Raw genomic sequence first — 19,681 nt, 5'->3', positions numbered from 1 at the left:
GAAGCCGGTACCTACGCGTACCGGCTTCCCTTTGCCGGTTTCGGGGGCGAGCTGTGGCTCTCGGGATTACCTAACAACCCAATCCATTGAGTAACGAATTAATCATTAATTCTACTCAGGAAGGAGAACGGATTGCCCTGCTACAGGACAAGCGGCTCATCGAATATCATTTCGACCGCAACGACACCAATTACTCGGTGGGCGACATCTTCCTGGGCACGGTCAAGAAAGTTATGCCCGGTCTGAACGCTGCGTTCATTGACATCGGGTACGAAAAAGATGCGTTTCTGCACTACGGCGACCTAGGCGAGCAATTTCCCTCGCTTAGCAAGTGGGTGCGGGGCGTACAGTCGCAGAAAACAGCGGTAGCTGCCCTCAAATCCTTTGGCTTGGAAAAGCCACTGGATAAAGTAGGCAAGATTGCCGACACGCTAAAGAAGAGCCAGCAAGTGCTGGTTCAGATAGTAAAAGAGCCGATTTCGACCAAGGGGCCGCGTTTGTCCACCGACATTTCGATGGCTGGCCGGTATTTGGTACTGGTACCGTTTTCAAACACCATCAGTGTTTCGAAGAAGATTGTCAGCAAGACGGAGCGGGAGCGGCTCAAGCGGCTCATTGCTTCCATCAAGCCCGACAATTTTGGCGTCATTATCCGGACGGTAGCCGAGGGCCGTGAGGTAGCGGAGCTCGACCGGGACATGCAAAGCATGGTGGGCAAGTGGGAGCAACTCTTCCAGGCGTTGCGCATCGCCAAGGAGCGCGACAAGGTGCTGGGAGAGTTGGGACGCACAAGCTCTATGCTGCGCGATATGCTCAACGAGTCGTTTGACGCTATTACGGTAGATACAACGGCCCGCTACGACGAAATTCGGGGCTATCTGGAGCAGATTGCGCCTGATAAACTGGGCTTGCTGAAGCACTACACCGGCAAGGTGAAGGTGTTTGAGCATCTCGGGATTGAAAAGCAGCTGAAAACGCTGTTTGGCAAAACCGTGACGGTGCCTGGCGGCGGCTACCTGGTGATTGAGCATACCGAAGCCCTGCACGTCATCGACGTCAACTCCGGGAACAAGAGCAACCAGGAAAGCGACCAGGAAGCTACAGCACTGATGGTGAACATGCTGGCCGCCAAAGAGGTGGCCCGCCAGCTTCGGCTGCGCGACATGGGCGGTATCATCGTCGTCGACTTCATCGATATGAAGTCGGGGGAAAGCCGCAAGAAGGTGGAGGATGTTGTGTATCAGATCATGAAGCACGACAAAGCCCGCTTCACCATTCTGCCCATCACCAAGTTCGGATTGCTGCAGATTACGCGGCAACGCGTACGTCCAGCCGAAAAAATCGTGACTGGCGAGGTATGCCCCACCTGCGGTGGAACCGGCAAAATCTCGGCTTCGATCCAGGTAACTGACGAAATCGACAACAGCATCGAGGATTTGCTGGTGACGCAAAACCAGTCGGGTATTACGCTGCATGTGCATCCGTTCCTGCACGCGTACTACACCAAAGGGCTGGTAAGCCGGCAGATGAAGTGGTACCTCAAGTACTACAAGTGGATTAAAGTCACGAAGGATACCAGCCTAGGTCTGACGGACTACCGCATCGAGGATGAGCATGGTGAGGAAATCGAACTGCACTCAGCCGCTGCGGCCATGGCCCGCTTGCAGGACCGCGAAATTGAGATTGAAATCACCGACTAAACAAGCGTAGTTGTCTGCGACAACTCCTCCTGAAAGAAGAAAAGCCCGTTCTGCATGCTGCAGAACGGGCTTTTTCGTTGCTGATGGATGGCTAAAACTTGAGCCCTAGATCCAATCTAAATTCGTTGTTTTTGAGCGAGACATCCGAGAAGTCCCGCTCATCCTCGAAGTACTTTTCGATGTTGAGCAGGCCCCGGTGGTAGCTGACTCCGGCAAACACTTTCGTGCTTTGGCCAACCTGATACTCTACGCCTGTGCCCAACAGCACCGCTGCATCCGGGATAATGGCGTGGTCAGAAGCTTTGCTTTCGAGGTTATTCTTACCGGGGTCGGAATAGCGCTTGTTGCCGTTTATTTTGCCGGCAATGGCTGCATTCAGGGAGCCGCCCAACTGGAAATAGAGCTTGGTGTCGGTGGCAATATCGTTGGTAAAGAGCTTCACCGTAACCGGAACTTCGATGTACTGCAGGCCCAGCTTCTGCTCGTAGCGCAGGTTGGTGGCTGGGTCGTAATAGCTGAATTTGCCGCCTTTGCCCGTGAGCATTACCCCGGTGCTGAAGGCATAGTTCTGCCCGAAAAAGTAGTCTACAACAAGACCGCCGCCGATAGTAAGCTTGCTGCCTTCGCTCTGGAAGCCCAAGGCACTGGGAGACTCGGTACGCAGACTGGTAACGGAAGGCGAGAGTTTCAGCCCGATTTCAACCTGGGCCGAAGCCGTAGCAGCCGATGCTCCAACAAGGAGGGCAGCGAGAATCATTTTTTTCATGGCAGAAGTAGGCTAGAGTGGGCGTTAGATACGAAGCTACGTCGTCCGGCGTTTGGTTTTGGCTATTTTCGCCTCAAAGATAGAAGCGTGCCTCACTTTCCCTTAGCTATGCGCCCCGTTCTACCCGTTGTGCTCAGTTTCTGTACCGCCTTATTGGCTGCCTGCGGACAAAACGAAAAATCCTGTGCGCCGGACCCGGCGGTGGCTAATGTATCGGCCCCGGTACAGTTGGAGCGGCTGGAAAAGCCGTTTTTTCAGATCAGAACGGACGGGGATGCAAAGCGTTTTTTGGTGGAACATCCGCTGTTCGCCAACCAATTTCTGCAGCGCCGGCAGTTTCCTTCCGACGGTATGCTGGCGGCGACCCTTACGCGCCTGGCTACCAACCCCGGCCTGCAGCAGCTCGGCCGCCAAACCGACAGTATATTTCAGGACTCTGAAATGCTGAAAAACGGTCTGGAGGGCATGTTCAAGCATATTCGATATAATTTCCCCGATTTCCGGGTACCGCCGGTTAAGACGTTTGTATCGGGCCTGAGTCAGGATATGTTTGTGAACGACAGCCTGATGGTGCTGGGGCTGGACTTCTTCGTGGGTGACAAAGCAAAGTACCGCCCTAATGTGCCCGAGTATATTCTACGCCGCTACCGCCCAGAGTACGTGCTGCCAACCGCCGCGCTGGCCATCAGCAGCAAGTACAACAAGAAGGAGCTAACCAACCAGACTATGTTGGGCGAAATGGTGCAGTATGGCAAGTCGCTCTACTTTGCAGAACGGGTGCTGCCCTGCACCGCCGATTCGCTACTGATAGGCTACACCGATAAGGAACTTCAGGGAGTGTACTTCAACGAAGGCAAGATCTGGGCGCACTTCTTGGACAAGAAGCTCCTTTACAATACAGCTCCGTTCACGGTGCAGAAATATGTGGGCGAACGGCCCAATATCCCGGAAATCGACAAAACGTGCCCCGGCCGGATTGGAGCTTGGGTAGGCTGGCAGATTGTGCGCAAGTACATGGCTGAACATCCTAACGTGACGCTGGCCCAGCTCATGGCCGACAAGAACCCGCAGCATATCCTGACGGAGTCGCACTACCGGCCGCGTCCACGCCGGGCCGAACGGTAAAGGGAAGGCTGCATAAAGCGCTAAGAAGCCGGTTCTGCAAGAGTTCAGTAGCTGCGCAGCATCGACTTACACGGCATCATTCGTAACTGTTACAACGTGCACATAGCCGTTTTCAGCCAGTATCACACCAATCCGGATTGCCCGGCCACCAGCCGGCACTATTCGCTGTTGGCGCACTTGGCCCGCACACATCGTATCACGCTAATTACGACGCGCACATGGGAGCGGCAACGGCTTACGCAGCAGTTTCCGTGGTTGCCAGAAGGGGTAGAGATGCGGGCTGCTGAAGTGCCGTATGAAAACCGGATGGGAGTTGCGCGGCGCGGCCTGGCGTTCGGGCAATATGCGGCTTACGCGGTGCAGGAAGGTCTGCGAATTGATAAGCCCGATGTCATCTGGGGTATCAGCACGCCCCTGACAGCGGCCTGGGCTGCGGCGCGGGTAGCACGCTGGCGAAAGGTGCCTTGGGTATTCGAAGTGCAGGATCTGTGGCCTTCGTTTCCTATTGCCATGGGCGCTATACCGAACCGCTGGGCGCAGCGGCGCTTGTTTGCGCTAGAAAAAAGCCTGTACAGGAGCGCTCAGCATATTATGGCACTTTCGCCGGACATGACGCGCTACGTGGAAACCGTTTTGGGAGCCCCAAGTGCAGAAGCTCCATTGGCACTGCCTTCCAAGGTTACTACGGTGCTCAATGGCACCGACCTGGATTTGGCCACCAGCGCAACTGATGTAGCTTTGGAGGCTTTGCGGCGCGAGCAGGGTTTGGAAGGACGCCGTATAGTGCTTTATGCTGGTACACTGGGCCGCGCCAACGATATTCCGACGCTGCTGGCAGCAGCAGAGCTATTGGCCACTCAGGTGCCTAACCTGACGTGGCTTTTTCTGGGGCTCGGGTTCGATGAGCCACGAGTACGGGAAGCCGCTGCCCGCTGTTCGGCTATACGGTTGGTACTACCACAGCCCAGGCACGCTGTATTTAGCTGGTTTCGGCTGGCGGAAGTGTCGGTGGTATCGTTCCTAGGAATGTCCGTGCTGGACACAAATTCGCCGGCGAAATTCTACGACAGCCTCGCCGTCGGCACACCCGTCATCGTGACAAATAATGGCTGGACACGAGACTTGGTGGAAACATACGGCTGTGGCTGGTACTCGCCTCCCAGCGACGCTGCGGCGTTGAGCGCACTGCTCGCTAAGCTGCTTGCTGCGCCTGCACAATTAGAAGCCGCTGGTAAAGCCGGACGTGAAGTAGCTATAAGTGCCTTTGACCGCGAGCAGATGGCGGTATCGGTACAGAAGATACTCGAACAAGCTTGCTAGTCCTTGATGTTTGTGCTTAAGAAGGCCATTTATATACTAAGTTGTACTAGGTGCCTGTTTATTTTCTGCATTAAGGCTTGCTGAAGCAGGTTTTGCATTCGGGGTGATTTGTTTGGCAACTACCTCAGCGTAGTATTTGCACCACTCAGTGAGTGGACAAATGGCGCATTTGGGTTGGCGAGCTACACAAATGTAGCGGCCATGTAAAATCAGCCAGTGGTGCGCTTTCGGAATAAGATCCTGCGGGATATGCTGCACCAATTCCTTTTCAACAGCCAATGGCGTAGTAGCCGTACGGGCCACCAGTCCTAACCGGTGCGAAACCCGAAACACGTGCGTATCCACGGCCATAGCGGGCTGATTATAAATCACCGAAACAACTACGTTGGCCGTCTTGCGCCCTACGCCAGGTAGCCGTTGCAGTTCCTCGATGCTGCTAGGTACTTCGCCGCCAAAATCAGCCAAGAGCATGCGTCCAAGCCCAGCTAGGTGCTTGGCTTTATTATTAGGGTAGGAAACGCTGCGAATGAACGGGAAAATGTCGTCGGCTGTGGCTGCAGCCAGTTGCTCAGGCGTCGGGAATTGCTCCAGGAGGGCAGGCATTACTTGATTTACGCGCTTATCCGTACACTGCGCGCTTAGTACTACCGCCACAATCAGTTCGTAGGGGTTGCGGTAATGCAACTCCGTTTCCGGCTGCGGGAAATTGGTCGTGAAATATTCCAGAAAGCGACGGTAACGCTCGGACTTCCGCATAAAGCAATGGCAAAAGAATACGCACAAATATCCCCTAAAAACAGCATCCTGCCTAAGCTGTGCGTGAAACAGCCTAGGCAGGATGACGAAAAGGGGAGAGAAGTTCCTACGCCGAGCGTAGAAACGTGCGGGAGTACTGCAGAATAGCCTCGGTGCTGCGCTGGCCAGGTTTGTGGCGCAGGCTGTCGAGGGTGCGTTGGGCTAGCAGCAGGTCGGCGCAGGTGGCCGCCAGTTCGGCGTCGTGCTGCAAGGCTTGCTCTATCTCTTGCTGCTCATTAGCTGGCAATTCGTTGTATACGTACCGGAGCAGTTTCTCGTGGGTAAAGGTTTTGATCATAGAAAACGGGCTGTGCGGCCATTTTTTTCCGCAGGTTAATCAGTGCGTAGCGCATCCGCCCCAAGGCGGTGTTGATGCTTACCCCCGTTGCATCAGCAATTTCCTGAAAGCTCATGTCGCCGTAATGGCGCATCACGAGTACTTCCTTTTGTGCTGCAGGCAGGTCCTGTATTAACTCCCGAAGCCGGGCATAGGTTTCCTCCCGCGTAAGAGCCGCCTCCACTCCCTCTTCGGCGTGCGAGAGTGAATTGAAGGCATGACTGGCTGTGTCAAGATTAAGTAGGGGGCTACGCTTCTCCCGACGGAAAAAATCAATGGCCAGATTGTGGGCAATACGGCAGATCCAAGAGGAGAATTTGCCCTCCTCATTGTAGCGGCCACCTTTCATGGTGTGAATCGCCTTTATGAATGTGTCCTGCAGCAGGTCTTCGGCCACGTCTTCATCGCGCACAATCAACATGATTGTCGTGAAAACACGGGCCTTGTGCCGTTCGAGCAAATGCGCGAAGGCCTCTTCATTGCCAGCAATGTAAAGGGATATAAGAGCGGAGTCGCTCGGCTGCATGGTTTCCATAAAGAACTACAGGTTAAGAAACGTAGAGCTTTATGCCATATTGTGCAGTTACCGTGAAAAAACTCGAGATGAGCGAATGATGAAGAACCTCTTGAACCAAATGTATGTAACTGCCGGACTAATCACAATGCCTAGAATGCCCAAAGCGAAATTTTTTTCTGGTTTTTCAAAACCTTTTCATAGAACATTGACAATTAGATGTTTTCTATTGTAAGCTCCGCTAGTTTTTTTGATAAGTACTTGATTCAGGGGTAGAAAAAATAGCATGGGTGCTAGTGCTATACACTCTCATGCTGGTGCCGCCGCGCCAGCCAAGCAGAGGCTAGTCCTTCATCCGTAAAAAGCCGGGCATGGCAATGGGCATTTGCCACCAGCGGTGCACCGCTCTCCTGGTCAATGACGGCCAAGTGAACCGGCGAGACAAGAAAGGCTAGATAGATCCGGCCGCCCAAGCGAGGGGCCAGCTGTGGCAAAAATATTTCCAGTACCCAATGGGTGTCGTCTTCAGTGCTGGTGCCACGGCGGCGCAAATCAAGCAGCCAGAAGCGGCAGCGGTGGGGTGCTGCCATTGCCAGGAGCGCCTCGTAGCTCTGTTGCAGCTCAAGTGAAGAAATAGGGCGCAGCCAGCGGGCTAGCAGCACGCGGAGGTCTTCCCGGAAAGTGAGTTCCGCAAAATCGGCGACCTGAACGGATTGGGGCATAATGGTGGGGAAGTCGGCCGGAAATAATAGAGGGCCGGTTTCAATCAATTTTACGAAGAAGCAGCCGGCAAACAAGAGCAGCGCCGCAGAAATACGGGGCTTGCCGATGCGTAGCCTCTACCTTTGCCGCTTCTTCGCCTGTGACACACTTCTATGCCCGATTCTTCTATTCCGCGCCACGACTCGTATGCCGCACTACGTCTACCGGACTTTCGTCGTCTGATTTCGGCGCGGATATTCCTGACTATTGCTACGCGTATTCAGGGCTTGGTCGTCAGCTGGCAGATATTCAAGCTGACCAATGATCCGCTGGCTCTGGGCCTGATTGGGTTGGCGGAGGCCATTCCTAGTATCACAGTGTCGCTGTATGCCGGGCATGTTGCCGATTCGGTGCGGCGCAAGAACATTATTGTGGCTGCGGTAGGAGTGCTGGTGCTCTGTGCAGCCGCGCTATGGTTCTTTGCTTCGCCGGCCGGCATTGGGCTGCTGGCAAAAGAGTCGTTTTATACGCTGCCACTCTACAGCGTAATATTTTTGAGTGGCATTGCGCGCGGCTTTCTGGGGCCGGCGCTATTCTCATTTATGCCGCAGTTGCTGCCCTCCCGCGACAAACTAGCCAATGCCGTGACCTGGAACAGCACAACGTACCAGGCTGCCTCCGTCATGGGGCCGGCCATTGGGGGCTACCTGATTGCGCACTTGGGCGTGGCTGCTTCTTATACGGTGGCTTCGGTGCTGCTGGGCCTGGCACTACTGCAGTTCCTGCAGATTGCGTCACGGCCGCTGCCGCCGCTGGAGGGAGAGAAGCTGGGCCTGAAAGACAGTGTGCTGAGTGGGCTGCAGTTTATCTTTCAGAACCAGCTCGTGTTGGCCGCCTTGTCGCTCGACCTATTTGCGGTGCTATTTGGGGGAGCTGTGGCGCTGCTGCCGGTGTTTGCAGTGGATATTCTGAAAGTAGGGGCCGCCGGGCTAGGGCATCTGGAATCGGCTCCCGCAGTGGGTTCGGTCCTGATGGCAGTGTTTCTGACCTACTTTCCGCTTAAGCGCCACGCGGGCCGCAAATTGCTGTGGGCAGTAGCAGGCTTCGGGGTAGCCACTATTCTGTTTGCTCTGTCTACCAACTTTTGGCTTTCGCTTTTCCTGCTCTTTATGACGGGAGTCTTCGATTCGGTTTCCGTTATCGTGCGCTCCACACTGCTGCACACCTATACGCCGGAGTACATGAAAGGCCGGGTTTCAGCCGTGAACAACATCTTCATTGGCTCCAGCAACGAAATCGGCTCGTTCGAGTCGGGAGCAGCGGCGCGGTTGTTGGGCGTGGTGCGTTCCGTCGTGTTTGGCGGAGGCATGACCATTCTGGTAGTGGGCATCACGGCCTGGCGCGCCGACAAATTGCGCCGGCTTGATATGACTCCAGAGAAGGTGAAAGCCTAGCAGCGTAAGCGCAGTAAGCGCTAGAGTGCAAACAAAAGCGGCCTGCCCAGCATTGTGCTGAGTAGGCCACTTTTGTTTTGTGGTCAGTTAGCGCTTGGTGTGGCTGGCTATCCAGTTACCAATGAGTTGCAGTGCTGCGGGGGAAATGGTTTCATCCAGCTGGCCGTACTCCGATGGCAACCCCGTTGTAGCAGTCTGCAGCAGGTGATTTAGCCCATCAAGCTGCTGAATAGTCACGTCGCGGTTGCCGCCCGCTTTCAGGCCTTTCTCAATGGCGGGCAAGTTCAGGTCAGCGGCAACCTGCAAATCTTTGCTGCCATTGAGGGCCAATACCGGCGCTTTCACCCTCGCCAGTTCGGGCTGTGGATTGAGAGTTAGGAAATGCCGATACCAAGGGGCCGTCATTTGGGTTGCCATGGCTGTGAGGGCTGATTCCGTAACGCCGGGGCTGGCCTGTTTCAGCAAAGGCACCACCTTGGATATAGCAGGCGGGTTGTCGAGAGTAGTGGTGATAATCTGTAGAACCTGCTGCTGGGTGCGGCGCAACTGCTGCAGATGGGCAGTGTCGAGGCCAGCCGTGCGCAATAGGTCAGCCTGTTGGCGAATCAGCAGTTCGGTGCCGCTCACGCCCACGCCGGCCAGCGACACAATGAAGGCGGGCGGCGCGGGCTGAGCACCTGCCAGCAACGCAATAGTCCCTCCCTCACTGTGCCCAATCATGCCCACCCGCTTCGGCTGAATACCTGGCTGGGTACGCAGGAACTGCAGTGCTGCCTGCGCATCGGTCAGGAAGTCGGCGGTGGTAGCCGTTGCGTACGTGCCGCCTGATTTGCCCACGCCCCGGTCGTCGTAGCGCAGCACGGCAACGCCCCGGCGCGTCAGGTAGTCAGCCAGTACTAGGAACGGGCGGTGGCCCATGAGAGCCTCATCCCGGTCCTGCGGCCCCGACCCTGATACCAGTACCACTGCCGGAAAAGGACCTTTGCCAGCGGGCAGCGTGAGCGTGCCGGTCAGTTGCTGGTTGCTTCGTGGGTTCTGAAAACTAACTTCCTGCTCGCGGTAAGGGAGTGGCGGAGTCGGGTCCTGCGGGCGCTTGGGTGGGGGCGGTGGGGCGGGCAGGCCCCGGGTCAGCGTCAGATTCCATTTTTCCCCGTTCTGCTTCCAAAGGCCTTTGAGTTGCTGGCCATCGACAGAAAGCTTAGCGGCGTAGCGCAGCCCCAGAAAATCGGAAAGCAGCACCAAACTGTCTCCCTGCATTTCTGCACCGGAGAAGGCCATATCGGTTACTTTTTGCTGCGGAACGCTCAGCGCAGCAATACGTGGCCCATTCGGCGGTTCGCTGATGTTGATAATGAGCTGTGCCGGATTTGGCGTTTCCAGGATACCATTCCAAGGACCCGCCACCGACTTTGAGCCTTGGGCGGTAGCACCAAAGCTGCCACTCAGGAGCAGTGCGCAAAGCAAAGCCTGTACTCCTGAAAAAATACGTTTCATCTGCTCGGAATAAAAGGTCGGCAATCAGAAACGCAAGTATACGGCAACCTGTGGAGTCTGCAGGCTAGCGGCTGGCTTGCTGTTGCGCGGCAGCCCGAGGCTTCCGAGGGGCCTTGGCCGGCTTGGCTGGTGCCGCACGCTTCACTGTGACGGGTAGCGCATTGGGCTGGGTAGTGCGTTTGGCAATCCATTCGCGCATAACATCCAGCGCCTTCGGCGAGAAGGTAGGCTGTTGTTCTCCGTTCACAATAGCCCATTCTTCCATTTTGGGCTGTAGCCAGTGGTTCACGCCGGTTAGGCGGCGGGTCGTAACGTCGCGGTTGGAACGCAGGCCTTTGCGCAGCATGGCAAGGTTGTTTGTGGCTTCCACCTGCAGGTCATCGGCCCCGTTAATGGCCAGCACCGGACACTTCACATCCGGTAGCTTACGCATAGGCTCAAAATCGATGAAGTAGCGCGACCAAGGCGAAGTGAGCTGTACAGCGCGGGCCCGCGCCATGTGCGGGTCGAGGTCGGTATTGCTCATGCGAAGCGTAGCCGCCACTTTGCCGCGTGCCTGTGCATCGTTGGGAGTTTGCCGGATAATATCAATCATATCGGCGTGCAACTCCATAGAAGCCTTCACCTGTGCCGGGCTGGCGCCGATAAGACGCATAATTTCCAACTGCTGCCGGGTAAGAACGTGGCGACCTGGCAAGCCATAGCCGGCCATCGATATGACAAAGGCCGGTTTGGCGGGGCCAGCATCGGCGGCGGCCAGCAGGGCTACGTTGGCACCTTCGCCGTGCCCAATGAACCCGATTTCCTGCGGATTAATGAGCTCACGGCCGCGCAAAAAGGCCATTGCAGCCTGCGCATCGCCTACCAAATCCTGTGTGGTAGCTGTGAGATAAATGCCCTGCGACTTGCCGGTGCCCCGGTCGTCGAAGCGCAGCACGGCAATGCCACGGCGCGTCAGGTAGTCGCCTAGGATACTGAACATGCGGTATTCCTGCTCGCCGGCGTCACGGTCCTGCGGCCCAGAGTCGGAAACCAGCACAACGGCCGGGAAAGGCCCCGGACCGGCCGGCACCGTGAGCATGCCGCTCAAACGCAGCCGGGCAGTGGGATTGGTGAAGCTGATTTCGTCTTCACGATAAGGAGGGGTGAGGCGAACTTTCCCGGCGGCCATTTCCGAGGACTTGGCCCGTTGCAACTGCAGAGGGCCACTCAGGCCGGGCTGCTTCCAGTTGCCGGAAAGCAGGGCTCCATTGTTCTGAATCTTGCCAACGAAGCTGCTGCCCGCCTGCTCGATTTCCAGGCTAAGCTCATTGCCTTTCACCGTCACTTCCACCGGCATGCGGTAGATACGCTGCTGCGGCACATCAAGGGCCGCGTAGTAGCCACCGTTGGTGAGCGGAATGATGGTTATGATCAGCTCAAGCTGGCCACCCGGTACTTTCAATGGGCCACGCCACTGGCCGTTCAGGACTGGACCATCGGCGGCAAAAACCTGAGTAGTGAAAAGGAATGCACAAAACAGGAAAAGAGCGTATAAACTTTTCTTCATAAAGTTACAAACAGAAGGCCTTTCAGATTGCCTGTATACGGGGAAGGCACGGAAAGTATCAAAATCAAAGGTACTTCAATCAATTATTTTTTGCCCAGGTTTAACTTGGCGAATACACAGGATGACAGGGATGCTAAGTAGTGTCAAACAGGGCTGGCCTCCTGTTTGGCTAGTCGATGACGTCTGTGGACTATCAAGCTAAGATTGGCGAGGCATTCGAGCCAGAATTTCTTTCTGCATCACTGGCGTTACTGCTCCGCTTTTCTGGGCCAGCGGCTTTTCCGTTATAAAATCAGTGCCTGACCGACGAGCGGCTGCAAAGGCTACATCTTGGCTTTGACAAAGTGCCACAGGGCAGATTTCCGGAACCTTATCCGGCTAACTGGCTTATACCTCACCTCGCAGGCTGGCAACGGAGCCAAATACTGCAGTAGACAGACGTTATGGAGTACACAGAGCTAGGAAATTCCGGGGTGCATGTTTCACGCATTGCTTTTGGCAGCTGGGCTGCCGGTGGCTGGATGTGGGGCGGTACCGAGCAAAATGATGCCGTAGGAGCTATTCGTGCTTCCTTTGAGTTGGGTGTGACCAGCATTGACACCGCCCCGATTTACGGACAGGGCCTGAGTGAGCAGATTGTGGGCGAAGCCATCAAAGGGCTGCCTCGCGACAAGGTACAGCTGCTGACAAAGTTTGGAATGCGCTGGGATGTGGCAAAAGGTGACTTCGCCATGAAAACCAAGAACAACGACGGCCAGGATATCGACGTGTATAAGTACGCCGCGCCCGAAAGCATCATCAAGGAGTGCGAAGACAGCCTGAGCCGCCTAGGCACCGACTACATTGACCTATACCAGATTCATTGGCCCGACAAAACCACGCCCATCCACGAAACCATGGAGGCCGTACTTCGGCTGGTGGAGCAAGGCAAAGTCCGCGCTGTGGGTGTAAGCAACTATTCGGTGGAGCAGATGCAGGAAGCAGAAAAGGTGCTGCCGCTGGCTTCCAACCAAGTGCCCTATAGCATGGTGCGGCGTGATATTGAAAAGGACTTGGTGCCATACACCCTGGCGCATCACAAGGCCATCTTGGCGTACAGCCCGATGCAGCTAGGCCTGCTTACCGGCAAGATTAAGCCAGGGCAGGTGTTTGAAGAAAGTGACTTACGTGCCAAGCATCCGCTTTTTGCCTCTGAAAACGTGGCGCGTGTAAATGCGTTTCTGAGCAAAATCCGGCCAATGGCAGAGAGCAAAAATGCCACTCTTGGCCAGTTGGTGCTGCGCTGGACTCTGGCGCAGCCAGGTATTTCGGTGGTGCTGGCAGGAGCCCGCAACCCAGAGCAAGCTGTGCAGAACGCGCGTGCCATTGACGTACAACTATCCCCACAGGAAGTAGAGTTCATTAGCCAGCAGCTGGAGCAAATGCCGCAACCAGCTTAACATACCATGTGCTTTTACCGCACAGAAAACGGCCGCCTCATTGCTGAAGCGGCCGTTTTCTGTGCGGTAAGGTATTGTCTAGCAATTGCCATCAATGTCGCAGGCAGCGCCTTCGGTACCGGTAAGTTGTACGGGCTGGGGCCGCGCCTCTTCCCAGACCCGAGCCAGCACTTCCGCAAACATTTCGGCGGGCTGGGCCCCAGAAACTGCGTACTTATCATCGAAGACGAAATAAGGTACACCCCGCACGCCAATCTGCCGGGCCTGGTATTCGTCGTGACGGACTTCCTGCGCAAATGCATCGGCGGCCAGTACCTTTTCCGCTTGGTCGTTGGGGATACCTAACTCCTGCGCTAGGCGGATGAGGGTGGCCACCTCGTTGATGTCCTGACCTTCTTCTAGATAGGCTTTGAACAGACGCTCCTTGGCGGCATCCTGTAGGCCATGTTGTGCCGCCAAGTGTACCAACTGGTGTGCCCGGAAAGTATTGGCCGGTACGGCATGGTCGAAGTCGAAGGCTAGGCCTTCTTCAGCGGCCATTTGGGTCATGTTAGCACTCATCTGCCGGGCCCAGTCTTCTGTTTTACCATACTTGCTTGCAAGACGCTTGTACTGGTTTTCGCCCGGCATTGGGTTCGCCTCCGGATCCAGCTCGAAGCTGCGCCATTTGATTTCGATGGCGTCGGAGTGCGGAAAACTGGCCAAGGCTTTCTCGAGGCGTCGCTTGCCGATGTAGCAGAACGGGCAAACAATATCTGACCAGATTTCTATGGGTATCTTTTTCATGAGTAGAGTCGGTAGAAGCGGAGCAACTTGCTCCGGCGCCTACAACTATTAGCCTAGTGCCTCGGTTTCGTCGGACGCAAAATTGCCGGGACCCGGATATTCCGGAACCGGCAGGAGTGGTACTGGTACTGAGTTCTGTTATCGTGCTACAATCAGCTTCTGCCCGGGCTTCACTTCATCCGAAGTCAGGTTGTTGAGGCGTCGCAATTGTTCCACGGTTACGCCCTGGTAGCGGCGCGAGATATTATAGAGCGTATCGCCCTTCTGTACCATGTGCACTTTATTGTCGGCCATTCGTGCTGCTTGGGCTGACTTGGCCGCTACGGTTGCACTGGCTTTTTCAGAAGGACGGGGCTTTCTGGCTGGCACTATTACCGCTTCAGCTTCTTCATTCGCCGGCGCCCGCAGCACGAGCTTCTGCCCAGGTACTACTTTCTCCGAACTCAACTCGTTCCAGGCCATGAGCTGAGTTGCCGTCAGGCCGCGCTTCTCGGCAATCTTCGCCAGATTGTCGCCGCGCCGAACCAGGTAGAAAGCCGGCAGGCTGTCGTCGGAAGTTGTTAGCGTGGCGGCAGTGGCGGCAGTGGCCGCTACTTCCTCGCTAATAGCTTGCGGGTTGCCACTCAGGACAGCACTCTTGACGGGTTCTGCCGCTGCCACTACTTCTTCTATTGTAGATAAAATAGCTTGTTTTTCTGGCTGAAAAATAGAGGCAGTTTTTGCTGACGCTATAGGGAGCCGAGCAGGATTACTCAGCTTACGTGCCGTAGCAGTAGTGGGCGCTGCGGCCGGCATGGCTACAGGCACAAATACCACCAGCTGTTTGCCCGGAACCAACGGCCGGCCTTGGCGCAGAGCGTTCCAGCGGGCCAACTGGGCAGTACTAACATCATAACGCCCGGCAACGGCAGCGGCCGTTTCGCCTCGCCGTACGGTGTGGCGTACGCGCCGGAATCGTGGGCCAGGAGTGGCATCTTCTTCACGTGGCGTGCCACTGGCTGCCATGGTGCGCACCGGAAATGCTTCGACACCCTGCAGGCGGGCCATAATCGGGGCCAGTGGAGTGGGTATATCCGTGCGAGGACGGCAGTAGTCAAACAGAGTGCCCCGGTCTACCATGGCGAGCTGTGGGCGGGCCGTGGCAGGTACCTGCACGGCGTAGCTCCGGTAGCCTTCCGGCAACCAGCTACGTTTCAACTCAGGGTTGTAGCGTAATAGCGCTGAGGAATCGGCGAAGCCGCACGCCTGGCTAAGCCGATGCAGGTCGAGGGCCCGGCCGCCTACCTGCAGCGTATCCATAGCTTCGGCGTATCGGTAGTTCAGGTCTGGTGAGTGCAGTTTGTGGGCCTGCGCGTACTTCATCGAGTACATAATGGCCGTGAAAGTGGGCACGTAGTTGCGCGTTTCTTTCGGCAGGTGTGGATATAGGTCCCAGAACGTTTTTTTGCCAGTACGCCGCATAGCCCGCTGCATGCTGCCCGCTCCCCAGTTATACGCCGCCAGCACCAGCTCCCAGTCGTGGAAAACGCCGTAGAGGTAACGCAGGTGCTTGCAGGCAGCTTCTGTTGCCTTCTCCGGGTTCATCCGCTCGTCTACCCACTCGTCGCGGCGTAGGCGCAGGTCGCCGGCTGTGGGCCCCATAAACTGCCACAGACCGGTAGCTCCCACGTGCGACTTAGCCGTTGGAATCAAGGCCGATTCTACAACCGCAAGGTATTTGAGGTCTACAGGCAGGTTGTATTTGGCGAGGTATTTCTCAAACAGCGGGAAATACAGATTCTCTCGCTCCAGTACCCTTTGCATGTACTTCCGGTTGCGCTCCGTAAAATACAGCACAAACGGCATAACAGCCGGATTGAAGGCGTGCGGGGCATCGGTTTCGAAGCAATTGATACGGTCGCCTACTAAGTCGCGTAGCTCCGGTGGAGTCTGCATCCAGACCAGCTTCGCCGAATCCAGCAGCACAGGGGCCGCCACCAGCGAGTCGGGCAGCAGTTGCAGATCCACTACCTGTGTGGTATCGTCAGAACCGATAGGGCGGGGGGATTCTGGCAGCCTTTCGGGCAGAGTCTGGGCCAACACTGCCGGCACAAGAGTGGCGCCCAGCAAGCCGCTGCTTACTACAACACGGAGCAATTTTTTCTTCATTTCCTTGTCCGGGGTATCGTGTTATAAAACGAAAGGCCCTGATTCAAATCGGGTTAAATATACTCAGCGCAAGTACAACTGCAAGGTAAAAAGCCAAAACGACGAGTGGCAGGCACCACTCGTCGTTTTGGCTTTTATGCTAAAAACAGCCTGTTTATGCCGGAGTCAAGGTTTCCGTAAGGGATTTGGCGAAGGCCAGAAGATGTTCTTCGCGGAACGCGCCACTTATAACCTGCAGCCCAATTGGCAACCCTTCCGAGTCATTGCCCGCGGGTACCGACACGGCCGGTACGCCAGCTAGTGATGCCTGCACCGTAAATATATCGGCCAGATACATGGCCAGGGTGTCTTTGTTCACCTCCCCAATACGGAAGGCCGTGGTAGGCGCGGTTGGCAACACCAAGAAATCGTACTGGCGAAGTAATTCGTCAGTTTTGTCCTTGATGAGTCGGCGTACCTGCTGCGCTTTGGTGTAGTATGCGTCGTAATAGTCAGCCGAAAGCACAAAGGTGCCTAGCAGAATACGGCGTTGCACTTCCGGGCCAAATCCTTGTGAGCGAGTCTTTTTGTAGAGCGAAGCTAGGTCAGTAGCATCCGGAGCCCGGTAGCCATACTTCACCCCATCAAAGCGACTCAGGTTGGAGCTGGCTTCGGCGGTGGTCAGGATGTAATAGGTAGGCACCATGTAGTCGAGGTAGGGAAAATCCACCGCGTCTACCACATGGCCTTGGCCACGTAGCTCTTCCAGCTTGTGCTCCAGTGCTTCTTTTATCTCTGGATTGAGGCCGGGGCGTTCTACTGCATCACGGATATAGCCGATGCGGTAGTGTGGTGCCGGTTCCAGTAGTTGGCTGTAAGAGGGTACATCACGCTGGCTGGCAGTGCTATCGAAGTTATCGGCACCGGCCATTACTTCCAGTAGCAGCGCCGCATCATCTACAGAGCGGGTGAGCGTACCAATCTGGTCAAACGACGAGGCGTAGGCAACCAGACCATAGCGAGAAATACGCGAGTATGTAGGCTTAAAGCCGACAATGCCGCAGAAAGCCGCTGGCTGACGCACCGACCCACCTGTGTCCGAACCGATAGAAGCCAAGCACATATCGGCTTGTACCGCTACAGCCGAGCCTCCTGAAGAACCACCCGAAACCCGCTTTTCGTCCAAGGCATTGCGTACCGGCCCGAAATAAGACGTCTCGTTGGAAGCGCCCATTGCAAACTCGTCGCAGTTCTGGCGGCCGATGAAGATGGCATCCTCATCCAGTAGCCTTTGCACCGCCGAAGCAGTGTATAACGACTTAAAGCCGTCCAGGATGTGGCTGCTGCTTTGTAAGGCGTGGTCTTTGTAGGCAAGCACATCCTTCAGCCCGATAACCATACCAGCCAGCTTGCCGGCCGTACCGGCCGCCAGTTTAGCATCTATGGCATCAGCCTGGGCACGTGCTTCATCGGGCCATACTTCCAGAAAAGCATTGAGGCGGCCATTCTGCCGCTCAATGTTGTCCAGATAATACTCCACGAGCTGACGGCAGGTCGTGGTGCCTGCCGTCAGCTCGTGGCGAACTTCCGTGAGAGAATGAAAGCGTCTCAAATCGAATAAATCAGTTAGGACATTTGGTCAAGACGGGGACGCTCAGCTGCAGGAGCTACTGGCGGCGTAATACCACCATCCATGGGAGGAGCTACCGGCGGAACGTAGGCAGTGCCGGGCGAAACCGGAGCGGCGTCAGAAGGCGTGTAAGCGTCATCGGGCAGAGGCTGAGGTGCCACCTCCGGAGCCGGTGCTACGTAGTTCTGGTTGAACTGCTGCTGGTAGGGCTGTTGGGGCTGGCCGGCGTTTTCAAATTCGCTGCGGATTTCACGAGAAGCATCTTTGAACTCCCGGATGCCTTTGCCGAGGCCACGAGCCAACTCAGGAATCTTGTTGGCTCCAAAGAAGATAAGAATGACGACCAGGATGAGCATCAGCTCACTACCCCCAATGTCGCCAATAAAAAGAAGTGGCGTTTGCATGGTGTGGGTGCGTTGTTAGCGAGGCTGGTTGGAGTCGTTAGGATTCACCGGACGGTCACGAAACTCTGGCTTTTCCTCCTTTGAGGCGTCCTTGAACTCGCGGATGCCCTGGCCCATTCCCCGGAACAGTTCTGGAATACGTTTGGCACCAAACAGCAGAATAATAGCAACTACAATCAGCAGAATCTCGGTCGTACCGAAATTGCCGATCAGGAAAAGCGAGGAAAGTAACATACTGGAGGAGGGCATGAGCCCGATTGGGAGTTGAAAGCCTAGTGTACGCATACGCACATACAATAGGATTGGTAAAGGTACCTCATAATTTTAAAAAAAGTGCCCGTTACACCGAGGAAGACTTTCCCAGCGGCTCAGGGCAAACGAATACAACTCCTATCTTTATAGGCAAATGCTCGTCGGGAAAATTGGCTGGTTCAACAGAATAGAGCAGCTGTCTGGCGTGTAAAAAAGCAAGTTGATCGTTTAGTTGTTTCCTTTTCTGCCGGAGCGGTGTACCTGCCGTTTAGCGTTTGAATCCCGCTCATTTCTCTGCTTTATGCCGAAGTCGACATCCGTTAAAGTATCATCGGAAATAGAAACCAGTATTGGCTTTCCAAAACACGCCCTTCATTCTAAAGAAGCTGATCGGCTGGAAGCACTGCGTAACTACCAGGTTCTGGATACGCCGTCTGAGGCCGCCTTCGACAATCTGGTGCGGCTAGCCTCCTACATCTGTGGTACGCCGATGTCGATGATGTCTTTCATTGATGACAAGCGGCAATGGATTAAGGCCTGCAACGTGGAATTCGATGTCAAAGAAGTAGACCGAAATTTTACGTTCTGCCAGTACGCGCTGCAGATTGATGATGTGTTTGAGGTGCCGGATGCGCAAAAGGATCCGCTCTTTCAGCATTATCCGTCAGTAGTGAATGACCCGAACGTGCGTTTCTATGCCGGCGCAGCCCTGATTACGCCGGACGGTCAGGCGTTGGGCACGATTTGCACGATTGATACCGAGCCCCGCCAGCTTACGGCCCAGCAACGTGATGCGCTACGCATTCTGGCCAAAGAAGCGGTAACCCATCTAGAGTTGCGGCGCGCCCGTTTGCAGCTGGAGCAGGAAAGCCAAAAACTAGACGGACTGATCCGGATGGCCAATGATGCGGCACAGTCGATGTTTATGGGAAGCCGCAACGAGATATTTGTGAAGCAGGAGCACCGCCTGATTCGGGTGCATACAGAAGATATCCGATACGTAGAGGCCCTCGGTGACTATGTAAACATCTATACCTCGCGGGAGCGGTATACGGTGTACAGCACAATGAAAGAACTAGAAACAAAGCTGCCAGCCCGCGAATTTGCCCGTATTCACCGGAAGTATATCGTCTGTCTGGACCGGATTATGGCCATCGAAGGCGACTCGGTGCAGGTGGACGTGGGCCGGCCGCAGGACCGTCAGTCTCCCACGCTTATTCCTATCGGCAACTCCTACAAATCCATTCTGCTGAGCCGGCTAAACCTGATCTAATGTTGGTTGCAAAA

The 19,681-nt window shown here is 55.5% G+C and carries 17 protein-coding genes and 1 pseudogene; 6 read left to right on the top strand and 12 right to left on the bottom strand.

The annotated features are described in order from the left end of the window. Positions 1-86 precede the first annotated feature (86 nt). Positions 87-1,700: an Rne/Rng family ribonuclease gene (locus H4317_RS17150; protein ID WP_185887775.1), complete on the top strand. Its 1,614-nt coding sequence runs from the start codon at positions 87-89 to the stop codon at positions 1,698-1,700. A 91-nt stretch (positions 1,701-1,791) separates the two neighbouring features. Here H4317_RS17150 and H4317_RS17145 read toward each other — a convergent pair whose 3' ends face one another. After that, positions 1,792-2,466, bottom strand: a complete 675-nt coding sequence (locus H4317_RS17145) for a porin family protein (RefSeq protein ID WP_185887774.1) — start codon at positions 2,464-2,466, stop codon at positions 1,792-1,794. A 108-nt stretch (positions 2,467-2,574) separates the two neighbouring features. On the opposite strand from H4317_RS17145, the gene gldB reads away from it, so the two are divergent. Both gldB and H4317_RS17135 read left to right on the top strand, forming a co-directional pair. Beyond that, complete coding sequence (gldB, locus tag H4317_RS17140) at positions 2,575-3,591, top strand: gliding motility lipoprotein GldB (RefSeq protein ID WP_490707433.1); 1,017 nt, start codon at positions 2,575-2,577, stop codon at positions 3,589-3,591. Positions 3,592-3,687: 96 nt separating this feature from the next. Continuing rightward, positions 3,688-4,911, top strand: coding sequence for a glycosyltransferase family 4 protein (locus H4317_RS17135; RefSeq protein ID WP_185887772.1), 1,224 nt, complete (start codon positions 3,688-3,690; stop codon positions 4,909-4,911). Between the two features lie 36 nt (positions 4,912-4,947). On the opposite strand, the gene nth is transcribed toward H4317_RS17135, so the two are convergent. The 4 genes from nth to H4317_RS17115 form a co-directional block, all read right to left on the bottom strand. Further along, the gene (nth, locus tag H4317_RS17130) at positions 4,948-5,667 is read right to left on the bottom strand and encodes an endonuclease III (protein ID WP_185887771.1); all 720 of its coding nucleotides are present in this window, start codon (positions 5,665-5,667) and stop codon (positions 4,948-4,950) included. 106 nt (positions 5,668-5,773) lie between these two features. Further along, the gene (locus tag H4317_RS17125; RefSeq protein WP_185887770.1) at positions 5,774-6,004 is read right to left on the bottom strand and encodes an anti-sigma factor; all 231 of its coding nucleotides are present in this window, start codon (positions 6,002-6,004) and stop codon (positions 5,774-5,776) included. Continuing rightward, on the bottom strand, positions 5,943-6,578 hold the full coding sequence (locus tag H4317_RS17120; protein WP_185887769.1) for an RNA polymerase sigma factor: 636 nt from the start codon (positions 6,576-6,578) through the stop codon (positions 5,943-5,945). Before H4317_RS17120 ends, H4317_RS17125 begins: the two co-directional genes overlap by 62 nt. Before the next feature lie 278 nt (positions 6,579-6,856). Further along, on the bottom strand, positions 6,857-7,279 hold the full coding sequence (locus H4317_RS17115; RefSeq protein ID WP_185887768.1) for a hypothetical protein: 423 nt from the start codon (positions 7,277-7,279) through the stop codon (positions 6,857-6,859). Between the two features lie 153 nt (positions 7,280-7,432). Between H4317_RS17115 and H4317_RS17110 the strand changes: the two genes are divergently transcribed. Continuing rightward, positions 7,433-8,713 (top strand): MFS transporter, encoded by a 1,281-nt coding sequence (locus H4317_RS17110; protein WP_185887767.1) that lies wholly within the window; start codon positions 7,433-7,435, stop codon positions 8,711-8,713. 87 nt (positions 8,714-8,800) lie between these two features. Here H4317_RS17110 and H4317_RS17105 read toward each other — a convergent pair whose 3' ends face one another. After that, positions 8,801-10,207 carry an alpha/beta hydrolase gene (locus H4317_RS17105; RefSeq protein ID WP_185887766.1) on the bottom strand — a complete coding sequence of 469 codons (1,407 nt, stop codon included), beginning with the start codon at positions 10,205-10,207 and terminating at the stop codon, positions 8,801-8,803. Between the two features lie 64 nt (positions 10,208-10,271). Beyond that, the gene (locus tag H4317_RS17100) at positions 10,272-11,756 is read right to left on the bottom strand and encodes an alpha/beta hydrolase family protein (RefSeq protein ID WP_185887765.1); all 1,485 of its coding nucleotides are present in this window, start codon (positions 11,754-11,756) and stop codon (positions 10,272-10,274) included. 443 nt (positions 11,757-12,199) lie between these two features. Between H4317_RS17100 and H4317_RS17095 the strand changes: the two genes are divergently transcribed. Further along, a complete protein-coding gene (locus H4317_RS17095) occupies positions 12,200-13,195 on the top strand; it encodes an aldo/keto reductase (protein WP_185887764.1) in 996 nt (331 codons plus the stop codon). Between the two features lie 78 nt (positions 13,196-13,273). Here the strand turns inward: H4317_RS17095 and H4317_RS17090 are convergent, their stop codons facing one another. The 5 genes and pseudogenes from H4317_RS17090 to H4317_RS17070 form a co-directional block, all read right to left on the bottom strand. Continuing rightward, positions 13,274-13,981 carry a DsbA family oxidoreductase gene (locus tag H4317_RS17090; protein WP_260625715.1) on the bottom strand — a complete coding sequence of 236 codons (708 nt, stop codon included), beginning with the start codon at positions 13,979-13,981 and terminating at the stop codon, positions 13,274-13,276. A 1,488-nt stretch (positions 13,982-15,469) separates the two neighbouring features. Beyond that, positions 15,470-15,784 (bottom strand): annotated as a pseudogene (locus tag H4317_RS19555) (lytic transglycosylase domain-containing protein); the annotation flags it as partial. Positions 15,785-16,283: 499 nt separating this feature from the next. After that, positions 16,284-17,720: an Asp-tRNA(Asn)/Glu-tRNA(Gln) amidotransferase subunit GatA gene (gene gatA / locus H4317_RS17080; RefSeq protein ID WP_185887762.1), complete on the bottom strand. Its 1,437-nt coding sequence runs from the start codon at positions 17,718-17,720 to the stop codon at positions 16,284-16,286. 14 nt (positions 17,721-17,734) lie between these two features. Continuing rightward, entirely contained in the window at positions 17,735-18,142 is a 408-nt protein-coding gene (locus H4317_RS19495) for a Sec-independent protein translocase subunit TatA/TatB (protein WP_185887761.1), read from the bottom strand. A gap of 15 nt (positions 18,143-18,157) precedes the next feature. Then, complete coding sequence (locus H4317_RS17070; RefSeq protein ID WP_285891472.1) at positions 18,158-18,391, bottom strand: Sec-independent protein translocase subunit TatA/TatB; 234 nt, start codon at positions 18,389-18,391, stop codon at positions 18,158-18,160. 304 nt (positions 18,392-18,695) lie between these two features. On the opposite strand from H4317_RS17070, the gene H4317_RS17065 reads away from it, so the two are divergent. Then, complete coding sequence (locus tag H4317_RS17065; RefSeq protein WP_185887760.1) at positions 18,696-19,667, top strand: GAF domain-containing DNA-binding protein; 972 nt, start codon at positions 18,696-18,698, stop codon at positions 19,665-19,667. The last annotated feature ends 14 nt before the right edge of the window (positions 19,668-19,681 follow it).

The organism is Hymenobacter sediminicola, assembly GCF_014250515.1.
In the GTDB taxonomy this organism is placed as follows: domain Bacteria; phylum Bacteroidota; class Bacteroidia; order Cytophagales; family Hymenobacteraceae; genus Hymenobacter; species Hymenobacter sediminicola.
This window is presented reverse-complemented; position numbering and strand designations above follow the sequence as displayed.

Bases quoted from the DNA above. Each gene is read 5' to 3' on its own strand.
- H4317_RS17120 (WP_185887769.1), bottom strand. From the start codon at position 6,578: ATGGAAACCATGCAGCCGAGCGACTCCGCTCTTATATCCCTTTACATT.
- H4317_RS17145 (WP_185887774.1), bottom strand. From the start codon at position 2,466: ATGAAAAAAATGATTCTCGCTGCCCTCCTTGTTGGAGCATCGGCTGCT.
- H4317_RS17065 (WP_185887760.1), top strand. From the start codon at position 18,696: ATGCCGAAGTCGACATCCGTTAAAGTATCATCGGAAATAGAAACCAGT.
- H4317_RS17110 (WP_185887767.1), top strand. From the start codon at position 7,433: ATGCCCGATTCTTCTATTCCGCGCCACGACTCGTATGCCGCACTACGT.
- H4317_RS17090 (WP_260625715.1), bottom strand. From the start codon at position 13,981: ATGAAAAAGATACCCATAGAAATCTGGTCAGATATTGTTTGCCCGTTC.
- H4317_RS19495 (WP_185887761.1), bottom strand. From the start codon at position 18,142: ATGCAAACGCCACTTCTTTTTATTGGCGACATTGGGGGTAGTGAGCTG.
- H4317_RS17115 (WP_185887768.1), bottom strand. From the start codon at position 7,279: ATGCCCCAATCCGTTCAGGTCGCCGATTTTGCGGAACTCACTTTCCGG.
- nth (WP_185887771.1), bottom strand. From the start codon at position 5,667: ATGCGGAAGTCCGAGCGTTACCGTCGCTTTCTGGAATATTTCACGACC.
- H4317_RS17100 (WP_185887765.1), bottom strand. From the start codon at position 11,756: ATGAAGAAAAGTTTATACGCTCTTTTCCTGTTTTGTGCATTCCTTTTC.
- H4317_RS17125 (WP_185887770.1), bottom strand. From the start codon at position 6,004: ATGATCAAAACCTTTACCCACGAGAAACTGCTCCGGTACGTATACAAC.
- H4317_RS17105 (WP_185887766.1), bottom strand. From the start codon at position 10,207: ATGAAACGTATTTTTTCAGGAGTACAGGCTTTGCTTTGCGCACTGCTC.
- gldB (WP_490707433.1), top strand. From the start codon at position 2,575: ATGCGCCCCGTTCTACCCGTTGTGCTCAGTTTCTGTACCGCCTTATTG.
- H4317_RS17095 (WP_185887764.1), top strand. From the start codon at position 12,200: ATGGAGTACACAGAGCTAGGAAATTCCGGGGTGCATGTTTCACGCATT.
- H4317_RS17070 (WP_285891472.1), bottom strand. From the start codon at position 18,391: ATGCCCTCCTCCAGTATGTTACTTTCCTCGCTTTTCCTGATCGGCAAT.